At 70.0% G+C, this 16,292-nt stretch carries 12 protein-coding genes; 8 read left to right on the forward strand and 4 right to left on the reverse strand.

All coding sequences use genetic code 11. From position 1 onward, the window contains the following. Complete coding sequence (locus CSC65_RS05405; RefSeq protein WP_162409215.1) at positions 1-1,824, forward strand: SLC13 family permease; 1,824 nt, start codon at positions 1-3, stop codon at positions 1,822-1,824. Between the two features lie 128 nt (positions 1,825-1,952). On the opposite strand, the gene mfd is transcribed toward CSC65_RS05405, so the two are convergent. Both mfd and CSC65_RS05415 read right to left on the reverse strand, forming a co-directional pair. After that, positions 1,953-5,486, reverse strand: a complete 3,534-nt coding sequence (gene mfd / locus CSC65_RS05410) for a transcription-repair coupling factor (protein WP_162409216.1) — start codon at positions 5,484-5,486, stop codon at positions 1,953-1,955. 552 nt (positions 5,487-6,038) lie between these two features. Further along, positions 6,039-6,584, reverse strand: a complete 546-nt coding sequence (locus CSC65_RS05415; protein ID WP_162409217.1) for a GNAT family N-acetyltransferase — start codon at positions 6,582-6,584, stop codon at positions 6,039-6,041. 102 nt (positions 6,585-6,686) lie between these two features. Here CSC65_RS05415 and CSC65_RS05420 point away from each other — a divergent pair, with 102 nt between their 5' ends. The 3 genes from CSC65_RS05420 to CSC65_RS05430 all read left to right on the forward strand — a co-directional run bounded on the left by CSC65_RS05420 (position 6,687) and on the right by CSC65_RS05430 (position 9,134). Beyond that, the gene (locus CSC65_RS05420; RefSeq protein WP_162409218.1) at positions 6,687-7,607 is read left to right on the forward strand and encodes a cation diffusion facilitator family transporter; all 921 of its coding nucleotides are present in this window, start codon (positions 6,687-6,689) and stop codon (positions 7,605-7,607) included. A gap of 82 nt (positions 7,608-7,689) precedes the next feature. After that, complete coding sequence (locus CSC65_RS05425; protein WP_162409220.1) at positions 7,690-8,607, forward strand: TIR domain-containing protein; 918 nt, start codon at positions 7,690-7,692, stop codon at positions 8,605-8,607. A 68-nt stretch (positions 8,608-8,675) separates the two neighbouring features. Then, positions 8,676-9,134: a carboxymuconolactone decarboxylase family protein gene (locus CSC65_RS05430; RefSeq protein WP_162409222.1), complete on the forward strand. Its 459-nt coding sequence runs from the start codon at positions 8,676-8,678 to the stop codon at positions 9,132-9,134. 36 nt (positions 9,135-9,170) lie between these two features. Here CSC65_RS05430 and CSC65_RS05435 read toward each other — a convergent pair whose 3' ends face one another. Further along, positions 9,171-10,028, reverse strand: a complete 858-nt coding sequence (locus tag CSC65_RS05435; RefSeq protein WP_162409224.1) for a 23S rRNA (adenine(2030)-N(6))-methyltransferase RlmJ — start codon at positions 10,026-10,028, stop codon at positions 9,171-9,173. Between the two features lie 45 nt (positions 10,029-10,073). Between CSC65_RS05435 and creB the strand changes: the two genes are divergently transcribed. The 3 genes from creB to creD all read left to right on the forward strand — a co-directional run bounded on the left by creB (position 10,074) and on the right by creD (position 14,046). Beyond that, a complete protein-coding gene (gene creB, locus CSC65_RS05440; RefSeq protein WP_162409226.1) occupies positions 10,074-10,781 on the forward strand; it encodes a two-component system response regulator CreB in 708 nt (235 codons plus the stop codon). Continuing rightward, a complete protein-coding gene (gene creC / locus CSC65_RS05445) occupies positions 10,782-12,218 on the forward strand; it encodes a two-component system sensor histidine kinase CreC (RefSeq protein ID WP_162409228.1) in 1,437 nt (478 codons plus the stop codon). Positions 12,219-12,639: 421 nt separating this feature from the next. After that, complete coding sequence (gene creD / locus CSC65_RS05450) at positions 12,640-14,046, forward strand: cell envelope integrity protein CreD (protein ID WP_162409230.1); 1,407 nt, start codon at positions 12,640-12,642, stop codon at positions 14,044-14,046. A gap of 58 nt (positions 14,047-14,104) precedes the next feature. On the opposite strand, the gene CSC65_RS05455 is transcribed toward creD, so the two are convergent. After that, positions 14,105-14,794 (reverse strand): Hpt domain-containing response regulator, encoded by a 690-nt coding sequence (locus CSC65_RS05455; RefSeq protein ID WP_162409232.1) that lies wholly within the window; start codon positions 14,792-14,794, stop codon positions 14,105-14,107. Between the two features lie 138 nt (positions 14,795-14,932). Here CSC65_RS05455 and rlmD point away from each other — a divergent pair, with 138 nt between their 5' ends. Beyond that, positions 14,933-16,282, forward strand: coding sequence for a 23S rRNA (uracil(1939)-C(5))-methyltransferase RlmD (gene rlmD / locus CSC65_RS05460; RefSeq protein ID WP_162409242.1), 1,350 nt, complete (start codon positions 14,933-14,935; stop codon positions 16,280-16,282). Positions 16,283-16,292: the final 10 nt, after the last annotated feature.

Raw genomic sequence — 16,292 nt, forward strand, 5'->3', positions numbered from 1 at the left:
GTGAATCTCGAACTGGTCCTCGTCCTCGGCCTGCTGGTGCTGGCCATCGTCCTGTTCTCGATCGGACGCCCGCGGACCGACGTGGTCGCGCTGCTGATGGTGGCGACACTGCCGTTCACCGGCGTGATCGACATCGGCGAGGCGATCGCCGGCTTCTCGGACCCGAGCATCGTCCTGATCGCTTTGCTGTTCGTGATCGGCGAAGGCCTGGTCCGCACCGGCGTGGCCCAGCGCCTGAGCGAACTGATCATCCGCGTTGCGGGCGGCAACGAAACCGTGCTTCTGGTCGCGCTGATGCTGGCGGTGGGCGCGATCGGTTCGGTGATGAGTTCCACCGGCGTGGTCGCGATCTTCATCCCGATCGTGCTGCGGATCGCGCGCAGCAGCCGGATCGCGCCGGGCCGGCTGATGATGCCGCTGAGCGTGGCCGCGCTGTGCAGCGGCATGATGACCCTGGTGGCGACCGCGCCCAACCTGGTCGTGCATGGCGAACTGTTGCGCGAAGGCTACGGCGGATTCGCCTTCCTGGATTTCCTGCCGTTCGGCGTGCCGGTGCTGGCGCTGTCGGTGCTGTACATGCTGTTTGCGCGGCGCTGGCTGCCTGGCGCCGCATCGGCCATGGTCTCGGGTGCGCCGCGGCTGGAGGACTGGATCACGGAGTACCGGCTCGATGGCCGGGCGTTCCGCGTGCGCATCGCGGCGGATTCGCCGCTGGCCGGGCAGGTGGCCTCGACCCTGGAAGGCGGCGCGCTGGCGGGCATGAACGTGCTGGCGGTCGAGCAGAGCGGCCGCTTCGGCATGCGCATGCTGGCCTCGCCGCTGGGCATGCGCATGGATCCGGGCGACGCGCTGCTGCTTGACGTGCACGATGCGGGCGTGGACGCGCAGGCCCGCTTCAGCGAACTGCGCCTGGAGCCGCTGCCGCTGGAGGGCGCGTACTTTTCCGGCTATGCCAACGACATCGGCATGGCCGAGATGATGGTCGCGGCGAACTCGCCACTGGCCGGCAACAGTGCCAGCCGTGCGCGCCTGCACGAGCGCCACGATCTCGCCCTGATCGGGCTCAAGCACGGACGTACCGCCGAGGTGCTGGGCCTGGCCGAGGAAAAGCTCGAAGTGGGCGACACCTTGCTGGTCGCTGGACCGTGGCCCGCGATCCGTGCGCTGGGTTCGGGTCCCGATGGCCTGATCCTGCTGAACCTGCCGCTGGAGGCGGAGGAAGTCGCACCGAGCGCGGCCCGCGCGCCGTTCGCGCTGGCCTGCCTGCTGTTGACCGTGGGGCTGATGGTCAGCGGGATCGTGCCGAACGTGCACGCGGCACTGATCGGCTGCCTGCTGATGGGCCTGACCGGCTGCGTGGACCTGCGCAGCGCGTACCGCTCGATCCACTGGCCGAGCCTGGTGCTGATCGTTGGCATGCTGCCGTTCTCGCTGGCATTGCAGCGCACCGGCGGCGTGGACCTGGCCGCGGACCTGCTGCTGGATTCGGTCGGCGAGGCCGGGCCGCGCGTGGTCCTGGCGGCGATCTTCGTGGTCACCGCGGTGTTCGGCATGTTCATCTCCAACACCGCCATCGCCGTGCTGATGGCGCCGGTGGCGCTGGCGGTGGCCCAGCACCTGGGCCTGTCGCCGTATCCGTTCGCGATGACGGTGGCCCTGGCCGCCTCGACCGCGTTCATGACCCCGGTGTCCTCGCCGGTGAACGCGCTGGTGGTGGGGCCGGGCGGCTACCGCTTCGTTGATTTCGTCAAGGTCGGCACGCCGCTGGCGGTACTGACCCTGCTGCTGGTCGTGCTGCTGGTGCCGTGGGTGTTCGGGATGTAGTCGGTTGCGTCTTCCGCAGGAGTGGGCATGCCGGCGTCGCTGGAATCGCGAGACCGCTGCCCGTGGCGAGGCGTCGGTGTCGCGGTCATGCCCGCTCCTACAGCACGCCGCAGTCCGACGCGGGTGGCTCAGCCCGGCGCCAGCGTGGTCAGCAGTGCGCGTGCGGCGTTGAAGCGGTCGGCGGCTTCCGGCAGCGGCACGCGGATGCGCAGCTTGTCCGGGCCTTCCATCGCGTAGAGCTTGGGCTGCTGCTGGATCATCCGGATCACCGACATCGGATCCACGTTGGGCTTGGCCTCGAACACGATGCGGCCGCCGGCTTCGCCCAGGTCCAGCTTGCGGATGCCCAGCACGTTGGCCTGCAGCTTGAGCTCGGCGATGGCGAACATGTGCTTGACCGGGTCCGGCAGCAGGCCGAAGCGGTCGATCATCTCCACCTGCAGCTCGCGCAAAGCGTCCACGTCGCGGGCGCTGGAGATGCGCTTGTACAGGGTCAGGCGGGTGTGCACGTCGGGCAGGTAGTCCTCGGGAATGAGGGATGCCACGTGCAGCTCGACCTCTGCACCGTGCGCTTCCTGGCCGGCGTCCAGGTCCGGCAGCTTGCCCTGGCGGATGCTGCGCACCGCGCGCTCGAGCAGCTCCGTGTAGAGGCTGAAGCCGACCTCGGCCATCTGCCCGCTCTGGTCCTCGCCGAGCAGTTCGCCGGCGCCGCGGATCTCCAGGTCGTGGGTGGCCAGGGTGAAGCCGGCGCCCAGTTCGTCCATCGAGGCGATCGCCTCCAGCCGCTTCTCCGCGTCAGGGGTCATCGCGCGCCGGTCCGGTGGCACCAGCAGGTAGGCGTAGGCGCGGTGGTGCGAGCGGCCGACGCGGCCGCGCAGCTGGTGCAGCTGGGCCAGGCCGAAGCGGTCGGCGCGGTTGATGATGATCGTGTTGGCGTTCGGGATGTCGATGCCCGATTCGATGATCGTGGTCGACAGCAGCACGTTGAAGCGCTGCTTCTGGAAATCGACCATCACCCGTTCCAGCTCGCGCTCGGGCATCTGCCCATGCGCGATGCCGATGCGCGCTTCCGGGACCAGCTCGGCCAGCTGCTTCTGCATGCGGCCGATGCTCTCCACGTCGTTGTGCAGGAAGTACAGCTGGCCGCCGCGGGCCAGCTCGCGCTGGAAGGCTTCGCGCAGCTGCGCATCGTTCCAGGGCACGACGAAGGTCTGCACCGCCAGCCGGTTCGGCGGCGGGGTGGCGATGATCGCCAGGTCGCGCAGCCCGGCCATGGCCATGTTCAGCGTGCGCGGGATCGGGGTCGCGGTCAGGGTCAGCAGGTGCACGTTGGCGCGCAGCGCCTTGAGCGCCTCCTTCTGGCGCACGCCGAAGCGCTGTTCCTCGTCGACGATGACCAGGCCCAGGTCCTTGAACTTCACGTCGGCCTGCAGCAGCCGGTGGGTGCCCACGATCACGTCGATCTCGCCGCGCGACACCTTCTGCAGTTCGAGCTCGATTTCCTTCTTGGTCTTGAAGCGCGACAGCACTTCGACCTTGAGCGGCCAGTCGGCGAAGCGGTCGCGGAAGGTGCGGTAGTGCTGTTCGGCCAGCAGCGTGGTCGGCACCAGCACCGCGACCTGGCGGCCGGCGCTGGCCGCGGCGAACGCGGCGCGCACGGCGACCTCGGTCTTGCCGAAGCCCACGTCGCCGCAGACCACCCGGTCCATCGGCTGGCTGGACTGCAGGTCGCGCAGCACCGCTTCGATCGCGGCGTGCTGGTCGGGCGTCTCCTCGAACGGGAAGCCGGCGGCGAAGCTCTCGTACATGGCCCGGTCGACGTCCAGCGCCAGGCCGGCGCGGGCCTGGCGGCGGGCCTGGATCTCCAGCAGCTCGGCGGCCACGTCGCGGACCTTTTCCTGCGCCTTGCGCTTGGCCTTGGTCCACTGCTCGCCGCCGAGCGAATGCAACGGCGCGGTCTCCGGCGAGGCGCCGGAGTAGCGACTGACCAGGTGCAGCTGCGCGACCGGCACGTACAGGCGGTCGCCCTTGGCGTACTCGATGTCGAGGAATTCGCCGGGCATGCCGCCGATGTCCATCGCCACCAGGCCGCGGTAACGGCCCACGCCGTGGTCCTCGTGGACGATCGGCGCGCCCTCGGTCAGTTCGCCCAGGTCGCGGATGATCGCTTCGGGCTCGCGTCCGGCGCGGCGCCCACGGCGCGGCTGGGTCGCACGCTCGGGGAACAGCTGGCGTTCGGTAAGCACCGCGAACGCGGGCGCATCGATGGCGAAGCCGTCTTCCAGCGGCGCGACCGCCAGCGCGAACGGCTCGCGCCCGGCCAGGAAAGCGGGAAGGCCCGCGACCACGGCCGGTTGCAGCCCGGCGGCCTGCAGCACCTCCAGCAGTGCTTCGCGCCGGCCAGGTGAATCGGCCGCGACCAGCACCCGGCCCGGATAGCTGCCCAGGAACGAGCGCAGCGCCTCGCCGGCGACGTGGTGGTCGCGCCCGGCCACCGGCAGTGCCGGTGCGGGCTGGTCGCCCAGCGGCGCGGCCTCGTCGCGACGGGCATGCCCTGCGCCGCAGACTTCGACCCGGATGGTCTGGTTCAGCCGCTCGCGCAGGGCGTCCGGCGGCAGGTACAGCGCCTCGGGTGCGAGCACCGGATGTTCGACGTCATGCCGGCGCTGCTCGTAGCGGTTGCGGGTCTGTTGCCAGAACGCATCGGCAGCATCGCTGGCGCCGTCGGCCAGCACCGGCAGCACCGACATCGGCAGGTAGTCGAACAGGGTCGCGGTGGAGTCCTGGTTCTGGTGCTGATCCTTCGCAACCGCCCGCCCATCCCTGTGCGGGGTGTCGAAGAACAGCGGCAGGTAGTACTCGATGCCGGCCGGCGCCAGCCCGGCCTTGAGGTCCTGGTACAGCGCGCTGCGCCGGGTATCGACGTCGAAGCGTTCGCGCAGCGCGTCGAGCACGCGCGCGATGCTGGCCTCGTCCATCGGCAGCTCGCGGCCGGGGAGCATGTGCACCGAATCGATGCGGTCCAGCGAGCGCTGGCTTTCCGGATCGAAGCGGCGGATCGAATCGATCTCGTCGTCCAGCAGCTCGATCCGCAGCGGTGCCTCGGCGCCCATCGGATAGACGTCGAGCAGGCCGCCGCGCACGGCGAAGTCGCCCGGGTCCAGCACCTGCGGCACGTTGCGGTAACCGGCGCTTTCCAGCCGGCGCTTCTCCGCGTCCAGGTCCAGGCGCTGGCCGGTGGCCAGGTCGAAACTGCCGCCGGCGATGTAGCGCAGCGGGGGCAGGCGCTGCAGCAGGGTCTGCACCGGCACGATGACGATGCCGCGTTCCAGCTGCGGGATCGCCTGCAACGCGGCCAGGCGCTGGCTGACGATGTCCGGGTGCGGACTGAAGCGGTCGTAGGGCAGGGTCTCCCAGTCCGGGAACGGCACCACCGGCAGCGACGCGTCGGCGCCCAGCAGGGTATGCAGGTCCGACTCGACCTGGTGCGCGGACTGGTTGTCGCGGGCCACGAACAGCAAGGGGCCGGTATGGGTGCGGGCAGCCTGGACCAGGTGCCAGGCCAGGGCCGAGGGCGAAGCCGGCGCCTGCCACCAGGCGCGGGTGTGGCCGCGGCGGGGCAGCGGTGGAGTCGTGGGCACGGGGGAGGACGCAGACGGCATGGACCGCGCATTGTAGCCGCGCGACGTGGCGACCCCGGTCACGGGCGACCCCCAGCCCGTAGGAGCGGACTTCAGTCCGCGAAGCCGACGTCACCCACACAGGTGACGCCTTCGTGATTCCGACGGCCTCGGTGTCGCGGTCATGCCCGCTCCTACGGACGGCGCGCAGGCCTGTCGGGCTCTCTGTAGGAGCGGACTTCAGTCCGCGAAGCCGACGTCACCCACACAGGTGACGCCGTCGTGCTTCCGACGGCCTCGGTGTCGCGGTCACGTCTGCTCCTGCGGACGGCACGCAGGCCTGTCGGGCTCTCTGTAGGAGCGGACTTCAGTCCGCGAAGCCGACGTCACCCACACAGGTGACGCCTTCGTGATTCCGACGGCCTCGGTGTCGCGGTCATGCCCGCTCCTACGGACGGCGCGCAGGCCTGTCGGGCTCTCTGTAGGAGCGGACTTCAGTCCGCGAAGCCGACGTCACCCACACAGGTGACGCCTTCGTGATTCCGACGGCCTCGGTATCGCGCTCATGCCCGCTCCTGCGCAGGCGGATGCCGGTCAGGAGCCGTCGAGGTCCAGGACCAGGCGGGTCAGGCCGGGCGGTACGCCCGCTTCGAGGCTGGGGCGGAAACCCATCGAGGCGGCCAGGTCGAGCATCGGCCCGTTGCTGTCGGGGGTGTCGCCGTACAGGCGGTCCAGGTAACGGCCGCGCGACCATTTCACCAGCTTCTGCATCAGGTGCCGGCCAAGGCCCAGGCCGGCGACGTAGTTACCGAGCAGGATCGCGTATTCGGCCTGGCGGGTGCCGGGCACGATCCGCGCGCGGGCCAGCCCGGCGATCATCGCCTCGCCCGGGGGCAGCGGTTCGGCGCCGACCAGGACCAGCTCGACCTTGGGGTCGGGCCGGGCCAGCTGGGTGGCGGTGGCATCGTCCAGGGCCTCCTGGCCGTCGCTGAAAAGCCCGCGCAGCTCGGCCGGACCAAGCATGCCGAACATGCCTTGCAGGGGCGCGGCGTCCTCGGGGCGGATCGGACGGATGAGGATCGCCCGCCGGTTGGGCAGGACGAATTCTTCGTGCCAGGGGGGGAGCCGGTTTCGGGGCATGGGTAGATAGTCCCACATTCGCGCGCGGCTGGTACGCGGGCATGACCGGACGGGGGGTGGGGGCTTGGTAGACTCGCCGCGTCCGACGCTGGAGAGCGAGCCATGGCAGGCAGTGGCAATTCCGTCCGTGCGATCTTTTTCGCGCTGGGGGCCAACTTCGCGATCGCGGTGGCCAAGGGCATGGCCGCCTATGTGACCGGTTCGGGCGCGATGCTGGCCGAGACGGTGCATTCGCTGGCCGACTGCGGCAACCAGCTGCTGTTGCTGCTGGGCCTGCGCCAGGCCGCGCGGCCGGAGACGACCGAACATCCGCTGGGCTACGGGCGGGCGATCTACTTCTGGTCGTTCCTGGTGGCGGTGATGCTGTTCAGCGTCGGCGGCATGTTCTCGGTCTACGAGGGCGTGCACAAGTTCATGCATCCCGAACCGCTGCAGCAGTGGTGGTGGGCGGTAGGCGTGCTGGTCTTCGCCATCGTCGCCGAAAGCGTGTCCATGCGCGCCTGCCTGCAGGAAGTGGACAAGGCCCGCGGCTCGCGCAACCTGTGGCAGTGGTTCCGCGAGAGCCGCCAGGCCGAACTGGTCGTGATCTTCGGCGAGGACCTGGCCGCCTTGCTCGGCCTGGTGTTCGCGCTGGCGGCGGTGCTGCTGACGGTGGTCACCGGCAACCCGTTGTTCGATGCGATCGGCACGATCGCCATCGGCGTGCTGCTGATCGTGATCGCGGTGCTGGTGGCGATCGAGGTCAAGGCGATGCTGATCGGGCAGTCGGTGGATCCGCTGCTGCAGGCCGAGATCAGGGGCTTCCTCGGCGGCCGCCCGGAGATCGCCGAACTGCTGCGCCTGATCACCCTGCAGCAGGGCGAGGAGGTGCTGGTGTCGGTGCATGCGCGCATGCGCCAGGACGAGGACGGGCGCCAGATGCTGCGCGAGATCGACCAGGTCGAGCGCGCGCTGAAGGCACAGTTCCCCATGGTGCGCTGGAGCTTCTTCGAACCGGAAGGTGCGGAGCCCGATCAGGCTTGACGTGCCACGTGCTTTTCCCCGGCCGGAGTCGGCGTCGCCGACTCCCTGGGCCTGCCCACGCAAGGGTTCATCCGGAGGACTTATGGAAAAGCCACGCATCTTCCTGGGATCGTCGGGGGCGCAGGCGAAACTGCTGCAGGCGCTGACGCGCGGGCTGGAGGACGTCGCGCACGTCGAGCCGTGGACGACGGTGTTCAATCCCGGCACGACCACGCTCGGAAGACTCCTCGAACTGACCCGCCAGGTCGATTTCGCCGCCTTCATATTCGCCCAGGATGACTGGACCAGCAGCGCGCACGGGCATGCGGCCGGATCGCCTGGGCAGGCCTCGCCGCGCGACAACGTCGTTTTCGAGGCCGGCCTGTTCGGCGGCGTGCTGGGGATGCGCAGGACCTTCATCCTGCATGCCAGCGGCGCGAAGCTGCCGAGCGATCTGCTTGGCCTGACCTGCGTCCGCTATGACGGATCGACCACGGCGGCCGAGGTGAAGGCCATCTGCCAGAAGCTCCGCAACGCGATCCAGGGCGAGGGCAGCGCCGCCCGCATCGAAGGCATGTGGTGGCAGTTCTCGCTGACCCAGCGCACCGAGAAGGAGCCCACGGCCCTGGGCCTGCTGAAGATCTCGCGCAACCGCCAGGGGGTGCTGGAGATGAGCGGGCGGGGATGGCAGGAGGACGGCACGCTGTCGTCCCGCTACTGGAGCGAGGCGACCCGGGAGATGGAGGAAGCGGCGGGCATCTTCTATTACTGGAAGGGCGAGCGGCCCCGGCATCCGGATGCACCCCAGCTGGAAGGTACCGGCGAGGTCCGCCTGGAATCCGCCGGCCGCGCATCGGGTTACTTCACCACACGCGGGGCCGAGGTGAACGCACGCACCTCGGGCGTCTACCTGCGTGCCGACCCCGGCGATGCGGAAATCCTCGACGGGCGCGACGACCGCAGGCGGGTCGAGCTCATCGCCGAGCGGCTTGCGCACTGGAAGTCCGTCAACAGTGCGTAGGTCGTCCGTCACCGGCGACGGAATGGCCCGGCGTTACATGAGGCGGTGCTTCACTACGGAGGAAGGCGATGAAAGCGCGGATGGAATACTGGAAGGCCGCACCTGCGCCCTACAAGGCGATGATGGCCCTGGAGGCCTATCTCCACGAATCGGGCCTGGGCGCACCCCTGCTGCACATGGTCAAGCTGCGTGCATCGCAGATCAACGGCTGCGCCTACTGCATCGACATGCACTGGAAGGATGCGCGTGCTGCCGGCGAGAGCGAGCAGCGCCTGTACGGGCTCGATGCCTGGCGCGAGGCCGGCTACTACACCGACCGCGAGCGTGCCGCGCTGGCGTGGACCGAAGCGATGACCAAGGTGACCGAGGGGCATGTTCCCGATGAGGTCTTCGAGGCCACCCGCGGCCATTTCACGGACAAGGAACTGGCCGACCTGGCATGGGCGGTGGCCGCGATCAACGCATGGAACCGCGTGGCCATCGCGTTCCGTTCCGAAGCGGGCTCCTACCGCCCCGCGAGGAGTTGAAGCGGACGGGCAGGACGGCTTGGCCTGGCCATCGGCCTAGGCCTCCCGCTTCAGCCATTCCAGGCGGGTGGAAGCGCCGGTTTCGCCGAGCTTCTGCTGCAGGAAGGGCAATGCCGGGGCGATCGCCTCGTCCAGTTTCCAGGGCGGGTTGAGGATCGCCATGCCGCTGCCGTTGAGGCGCAACGGCGAATCGTCGGGGCGGACCAGCAGTTCGGCCAGCAGCAGCGAGCGCGCGGGAATGGCTTCGAGCTTGCGGAAGAACGGCTGCAGGCTGCGACGCTGCTTGATCGGGTACCAGATGGCGCAGGTTGCCTGCGGCCAGCGCTCCAGCGCCTCGCGCACGGCCTTGGCCACGCGCGGATATTCCTCGTCCTGGGCTTCGTATGGCGGATCGACCAGGACCAGGCCGCGCGCGTAGCGCACGCCGTCGACGCGTGGCGGCAGCAGGGCGCGGATGGCGTCGTAGCCATCGCGGGCGTGGGCGGCCACGCGCGGATCGTGCGCGAACAGTTCCTTGAGCGCGGCGGCTTCGTCGGGCTGCAGTTCGCAGGCGGCGAGGCGGTCCTGCGGGCGCATCGCCTGCGCCACCAGCAGCGGCGAGCCGGGATAGGCGATCAGGGCATCGACCGGATTGTCGGCGGCCACCGCGCGCAGGTAGCGGGCGATCGCCGCGGGCGGCTTCTTCGCCCCGGCCAGCTGCAGGATGCCCGTGGCGGCTTCGGCCGTGCGCGTGGCCTGGCCGCCGCGCAGCAGGTAGCGCCCGCGCCCGGCATGGGTGTCGAGGACGAAGAACGGGGCGTCCTTGCGCATCAGCGCATCGAGCATGGCCAGCAGGACGATGTGCTTGAGCACGTCGGCATGGTTGCCGGCGTGGAAGGCGTGTCGGTAGTTCATGCACCCAGCATAGCCGCGGTGCCGGGTGCGGACTATGCTTGCGCCATGCCGCCCGCACCCCTGGTCCTGATCGCCGAAGACGAGTCCGCCATCGCCGACGCGCTGCTGTACGCGCTGCGCAGCGAGGGGCTGCAGGCCGAACACTGCCTGCTGGGCCTGCAGGCGCTGGAGCGGGTGCGCAGCGGCGGCATCGACGTGCTGGTGCTGGACGTCGGCCTGCCCGACATCAGCGGCTTCGACGTGTGCCGGCGGCTGCGCGGCTTCAGCGACATACCGGTGATCTTCCTGACCGCGCGCAACGACGAGATCGACCGGGTGCTGGGCCTGGAGCTGGGCGCGGACGACTACATGGCCAAGCCGTTCTCGCCGCGCGAACTCGTCGCGCGGGTACGGGCGCGGCTGCGCCGCCACGCTGCAACCGGCGTCACCGGCGACGCGCCGGTGGACGGAGATGGCTGGACCGGGCGCGGCGACTTCGCCGTGGACCGCAGCGGCCACCGCATCCGCTACCGCGACCAGGCACTGGACCTGACCCGCTACGAATACGTCCTGCTCGAAGCGCTCTTGCAGCGGCCCGGTGCGATCCTCAGCCGCGCCCAGCTGATGGACCGCGGCTGGGACAGCGACGCCGACAGCAGCGACCGCACCGTGGATACCCACATCAAGACCCTGCGCGCCAAGCTGCGCGCGGCCGGCGCCGAGCCCGACCCGATCCGCACCCACCGCGGCGTCGGCTACGCGATCGAGGCCTGAGTGCGCCTGGGGCTGCGCCTGGTCCTGGGCTTCTTCCTGATCGTCGGCCTGGCCGCGTTCTTCGTGATGCGCGTGTTCGTCGACGAGGTCAAGCCGGGCGTGCGCCAGGCGATGGAATCCACCCTGGTCGACACCGCCAACGTGCTGGCGGCGATGGCCGCCGACGACCTCAAGGCGGGAGAGATCACCGGGGGGCGTTTCGCGCGCGACCTAGCCCGGGTCAGGGGACGCGATCCGGACGCGATGATCTGGAGTTTCCCCAAGGAGCGGATCGATTACCGGGTCACGGTGACGGATGCACGCGGCATCGTCGTGTTCGACTCGGAAGGGCGCGACCTGGGCCGCGACAACTCGCGCTGGAACGACGTGTACCGCACCCTGCGCGGCGAGTACGGCGCCCGCTCCAGCCCCGAAGCGCCCGGCAGCGAGCGCACGGTGATGCACGTGGCTGCGCCGGTGTTCGATCCGGACGCACCGGGCACGCTCACCGGCGTGCTGACGGTGGCCAAGCCCAACCGCAGCATCGAGCCGTTCATCGAGGCCAGCCAGCGCAGCATCATGCGCCAGGGCGCGTGGCTGATCGGCCTCTCGGCGCTGGTCGGCGTGCTGATGACCTGGTGGCTGATGCGCGGTATCGGGCGCTTGAACCGCTATGCGCAGGGGGTCGCGGCGGGCGAGCCGGTACCGCCGCCGCCGCCGCGCCGCGACGAGATCGGCGACCTGGGCCGTGCGCTGGAACAGATGCGCCGCAAGCTCGAAGGCAAGGCCTATGTCGAGCAGTACGTGCAGTCGCTGACCCACGAGATGAAGAGCCCGCTGGCGGCGATCCGCGGCGCGGCCGAGCTGCTGCAGGAGCCGCTGCCTGATGCCGAGCGCGAACGCTTCGCGCGCAACATCCTGCAACAGCAGCTGCGCCTGACCGAGACCATCGACAAGCTGCTGGCACTGGCCGAGGTGGAACAACACGGATGGCTGCAGCGCAGCGAGCCGGTGGACCTGGCCGCGCTGCTCCGGCAGGCGGCCGAGGCGGTCGAACCGCGGCTGGCGGCCACGCAATTGCGGCTGCGCATCGAGGACGCCACGACCCCGGTCGAAGTCAGCGGCGATGCCTTCCTGCTGCGGCAGGCGCTGGCGAACCTGCTCGACAATGCGATCGGATTTTCGCCGCATGGCGGCACGTTGACGCTGTCGCTGCAGGTCGAGGCGGGACAGGCGCGGGTGCGGGTCCGCGACGAGGGGCCGGGCGTGCCGGACTATGCGGCCGCGCGGGTGTTCGAGCGCTTCTATTCGCTGGCCCGTCCTGGCAATGGCCAGCGCAGCTCCGGGCTCGGGCTGCCGTTCGTGCGCGAGGTGGCGCGCCTGCACGGCGGCGAAGCCTGGCTGTCCAACCGCGAAGGCGGCGGCGCCGAAGCCGGACTCGCGCTGCCGCTGTTGTAGGAGCGGACTGCGGGCCGCGAAGTCGACCCCATCGACACAGGCGATGGCGTCGTGACTCCGATGGACTCGGTGTCGCGGTCATGCCCGCTCCTACAGGCAGGCGGCGGATGCCGGTCTGGCTTCTTTTGTAGGAGCGGACTTCAGTCCGCGAAGCCGACGCCCTCGATGCAGGCGATGCCTTCGTGGTTCCGACCGCCTCGGTGTCGCGGTCGTGCCCGCTCCTACAGGCAGGCGACGGAGGCCGGTCTGGCTTCTTTTGTAGGAGCGGACTTCAGTCCGCGAAGCCGACGCCCCGGGCAGGGCAAGCCTGTCCGCCATCCGACGTCGGTCTACGCGCACTTCACTCCCACTTCAAATATGACCCATGCCCGCTGCACCGGCCCGGCCCACGATTCGCCCCGAATCCACCCGGGGCGAATCCATGAAATCGTTGAAGTTGCTGTTACGTTTCCTCACCGTCGGCGGCCTGGTGCTGTTGCTGCTGATCCCGCTCACGATGATCCGCGGACTGATCCAGGACCGCGAGCGCTACCGCGGCCAGGCCGTCGAACGCGTGTCGCAGAGCATGGCCGGGCCGCAGCAGCTGGTCGGGCCGATGCGCGTGCTGCCGTGGAAGGAGACGCGCCGGGTCAACGCCACCGGCAGCGACGGCCGCCTCGAGCTGCGCGAGGAAACGGTCGAAGGCTACCTCTTGCAGACCCCCGCCACGCTGGCCGCCGGCGGCGTCATCGAACCGGACGTGCGACGCATTGGCCTGTACGACGTGCGCGTGTTCCAGTGGAAGGCCGACGTGCAGGCCGCGTTCGCGGCGATGCCGGTGCCGGCGGTGACCGGGCGCGAGTATGGCGAGCCCTACCTGGTGCTGGGCCTGGCCGACGTGCGGGGCCTGGTCGGAACGCCTTCGCTGAAGGCCGACGGCCGGGCGCTGGAACTGCAGCCCGGCACCGGTGTGCTGGCTGCGCGCATGGACGGCGTGCATGCCGCGTTGCCGGCGCCGCGCACCGGCCAGGTCGTGGTCGAAGGCCTGCCGATCCCGCCGCGCTCGTTGCCGGCCAGCACGGTCGATCTGGCGATGACGGTCGCAGGCACGCAGTCGCTGGGCATCGTGCCGGTCGCCGACAGCAACCGGATCGAACTGCAGTCGGCATGGCCGCATCCTTTGTTCAGTGGTCGTTTCCTGCCCAACCAGCGCAGCATCGATACCAGCGGTTTCGAGGCCTCCTGGAACATCTCGTCGCTGGCCAGCGCGGCGCAGTCGCAGGTCCACGACGCGGACACCGCACGGCTGACGATGCGCCCGGGCAGTGCAGGCGCCTACACGCTGCCGGGCGAGGCCGACCGGGGCGTGGACAGCGTCGTGCTGAGCCTGGTCGATCCGGTCGACGTCTATACCCAGGCCGATCGGGCCAGCAAGTACGGGATCCTGTTCGTGGTGCTGACCTTCGTCGGCTTCGCCCTGTTCGAGCTGGTCAAGCAGTTGCGCATCCATCCCTTGCAGTACCTGCTGGTCGGGCTGGCCCTGGCGATCTTCTTCCTGCTGCTGCTGGGCCTGTCCGAGCACATGGCGTTCTGGAAGGCCTACCTCGTTGCCGCCGTGGCCTGCATCGGACTGCAGTTCGTGTACCTGTCGGGCGTGCTGAAGAGCGGGTGGCGCGCGGGGTTGTTCGCCACGATGCTGACCGCGCTCTACGGCGCGCTCTACAGCCTGCTGGTGTCGGAAGACAACGCGTTGCTGATGGGCTCGCTGCTGCTGTTCGGCATCCTCGCCGCGATCATGTGGATCACGCGCAAGGTCGACTGGTACGAGCGCGCCGCCACGCTGGGTTGATTCGCCACGCGGGAAGCGAAGGGCTGGGCGGTGCCGGGTTCCGGCGCCGGCCTCGCCGTCAGGAGAGCAGGTCGCGTGCGGCGTGGTCGAAGCGTTCCAGCGCGGTGCGCGACTCCGGGGTGCGCCGCAGCAGTTCCGCCGCCGCGCCCAGCCGCTTGGCACCCACGAGGCCGCACCCGGCCTGCAGCCGATGCAGGCGTGCGCGCAGGGTGCCGGCATCGCCGCGTTGCGCGCTGTTGAGGACCTCGTCGCGCGCGCCGGGCAGTTCCTCCAGGAACAGGCGGCGCAGCGCCTGCACGTTGGTCGGGTCATGGTTGAGCGCGGCGGCCGCGGCGGCATGGTCCCAGTCCGGCAGGCCACCGGCTTCGGCCAGCGCCTGGCGCACCGCGCCCGACAGCTCGGCGGTCGCCAGCGGCTTGACTAGCACGTCGCGGAATCCGGCTTGCAGGGCCGGCAGGCGCACGTCGGGATCCGCGTCGGCGGTATGGGCCAGGGCCGGTGGCGACTGCGGCCAGCGCGCCTGCAGCTTGAGCAGCAGGTCGATGCCCGAGCCGTCCGGCAGGGTCAGGTCGATCAGCCACAGGTCGTGGCGGGTGGTATCGGCGCGGGCCATGGCACAGGCCTGGCTGGCGACCGCGTCGACCGTGGTCGGCAGTCCCTCGAGGACGGCGCGGAAGTAGGCTTGGCTGATCGTGTCGTCCTCGACCAGCAGGACGCGGGGAAGCGGGGCGGGATCTCGCGTTTCCATGCGGCTGACTCCTTGTCGGCTGGGTCCATATTAGCGCTCACATTCGGCGGGGCAATCGGCGGATAGTCATGGTGCGCCGGCGGTATCCCAGGCTGTTTCGTGGCCGGACGGTACGGCGGACGGCGCCGATCTGGGACAATGGCCGGCCCTGACCGCCCCCGCAGCCTTCGCCACGTGGCCCGATTCGACCGTACCCCGTTCCAGATCCAGATCCTCGACCTCAGCCACGATGGACGCGGTGTCGCACGCCGCGACGACGGCAAAGCCGTATTCATCTCGGGGGCGCTGCCCGGCGAGACCGTCCTGGCCGAGCCCACCGCACGCAGCAAGCGCTTCGACGAGGCCCGCACGCTGGAGGTGCTTGAGGCGTCGCCCGAGCGCGTCCAGCCGCGCTGCCCGCACTTCGGCACCTGCAGCGGCTGCGTGCTGCAGCACCTGGCCGAGGACCGGCAGATCATCGCCAAGCAGCGCGTGCTGCTGGAGAACCTGGAGCGGATCGGCAAGGTCAGCCCGGGCGCGGTGCTGCCGCCGCTGACCGGCGACAGCTGGGGCTACCGGCGCAAGGGCCGGTTCTCGGTGCGCCGGGTCAACAAGAAGGACAAGACCCTGGTCGGCTTCCGCGAGCTGGATCCGCGCTTCGTCGCCGACCTGCGCGAATGCCACACGGTGGTCCCCGAGATCGGGATGAAGGTGCAGGCCCTGGCCACGCTGGTCGACGGGCTGGAGGCGCGCGAGCACATCCCGCAGATCGAGTTCATCGCCGGCGACGAGGCCATCGTGCTGACCCTGCGCCACCTGCAGCCGCTGTCCGAAGCCGATCGCGCGGCGCTGGCCGCGTTCGGGCGCGAGCAGGGATTCACCATCTTCCTGCAGCCCAAGGGCATCGACACGGTGCATGCGCTGGAAGGCGAGGCGCCCAAGCTGTCGTTCCGGCTGCCGCAGTGGGACGTGGAACTCGCCTTCGAGCCGTTGGATTTCATCCAGGTCAATGCGCGGCTCAACCAGTCGATGATCGCGCGGGCGCTGGAGATGCTCGACCTGCAGCCTGGCCACCGGGTGCTGGACCTGTTCTGCGGCCTGGGCAACTTCACCCTGCCGATCGCACGCCAGGTGCGCGAGGTGGTGGGCGTGGAGGGCGATGCCGGGCTGGTCGTGCGTGCGCGCGCCAACGCCCAGCGCAACGGGCTGGCCAACGCGCAGTTCTTCGCCGCCGACCTGGCCCAGGACCAGCGTGGCACGCCGTGGATGCGGCAGGGCTTCGACCGGCTGCTGCTGGACCCGCCGCGCTCGGGCGCCGACGAGGTGCTCAAGCAGCTGCCGCTCAAGGACATCGAGCGGATCGTCTATGTCAGCTGCCATCCCGGCTCGCTGGCGCGCGACGCCGGATTCCTGGTCCACGAGCGCGGCTACCGACTGGTGTCGGCCGGCGTGATGGACATGTTCCCGCACACCGCGCACGTGGAGAGCATCGCGCTGTTCGAGCGCTGATCACCCGTGC

Origin of the sequence: Pseudoxanthomonas daejeonensis (assembly GCF_010093205.1) — a bacterium.
GTDB lineage: Bacteria > Pseudomonadota > Gammaproteobacteria > Xanthomonadales > Xanthomonadaceae > Pseudoxanthomonas > Pseudoxanthomonas daejeonensis.

Coding starts and splice junctions, on each gene's coding strand:
- mfd (WP_162409216.1), bottom strand. CDS start 5,486: ATGCCGTCTGCGTCCTCCCCCGTGCCCACGACTCCACCGCTGCCCCGC.
- CSC65_RS05415 (WP_162409217.1), bottom strand. CDS start 6,584: ATGCCCCGAAACCGGCTCCCCCCCTGGCACGAAGAATTCGTCCTGCCC.
- CSC65_RS05420 (WP_162409218.1), top strand. CDS start 6,687: ATGGCAGGCAGTGGCAATTCCGTCCGTGCGATCTTTTTCGCGCTGGGG.
- CSC65_RS05425 (WP_162409220.1), top strand. CDS start 7,690: ATGGAAAAGCCACGCATCTTCCTGGGATCGTCGGGGGCGCAGGCGAAA.
- CSC65_RS05430 (WP_162409222.1), top strand. CDS start 8,676: ATGAAAGCGCGGATGGAATACTGGAAGGCCGCACCTGCGCCCTACAAG.
- CSC65_RS05435 (WP_162409224.1), bottom strand. CDS start 10,028: ATGAACTACCGACACGCCTTCCACGCCGGCAACCATGCCGACGTGCTC.
- creB (WP_162409226.1), top strand. CDS start 10,074: ATGCCGCCCGCACCCCTGGTCCTGATCGCCGAAGACGAGTCCGCCATC.
- creD (WP_162409230.1), top strand. CDS start 12,640: ATGAAATCGTTGAAGTTGCTGTTACGTTTCCTCACCGTCGGCGGCCTG.
- CSC65_RS05455 (WP_162409232.1), bottom strand. CDS start 14,794: ATGGAAACGCGAGATCCCGCCCCGCTTCCCCGCGTCCTGCTGGTCGAG.
- rlmD (WP_162409242.1), top strand. CDS start 14,933: ATGGCCGGCCCTGACCGCCCCCGCAGCCTTCGCCACGTGGCCCGATTC.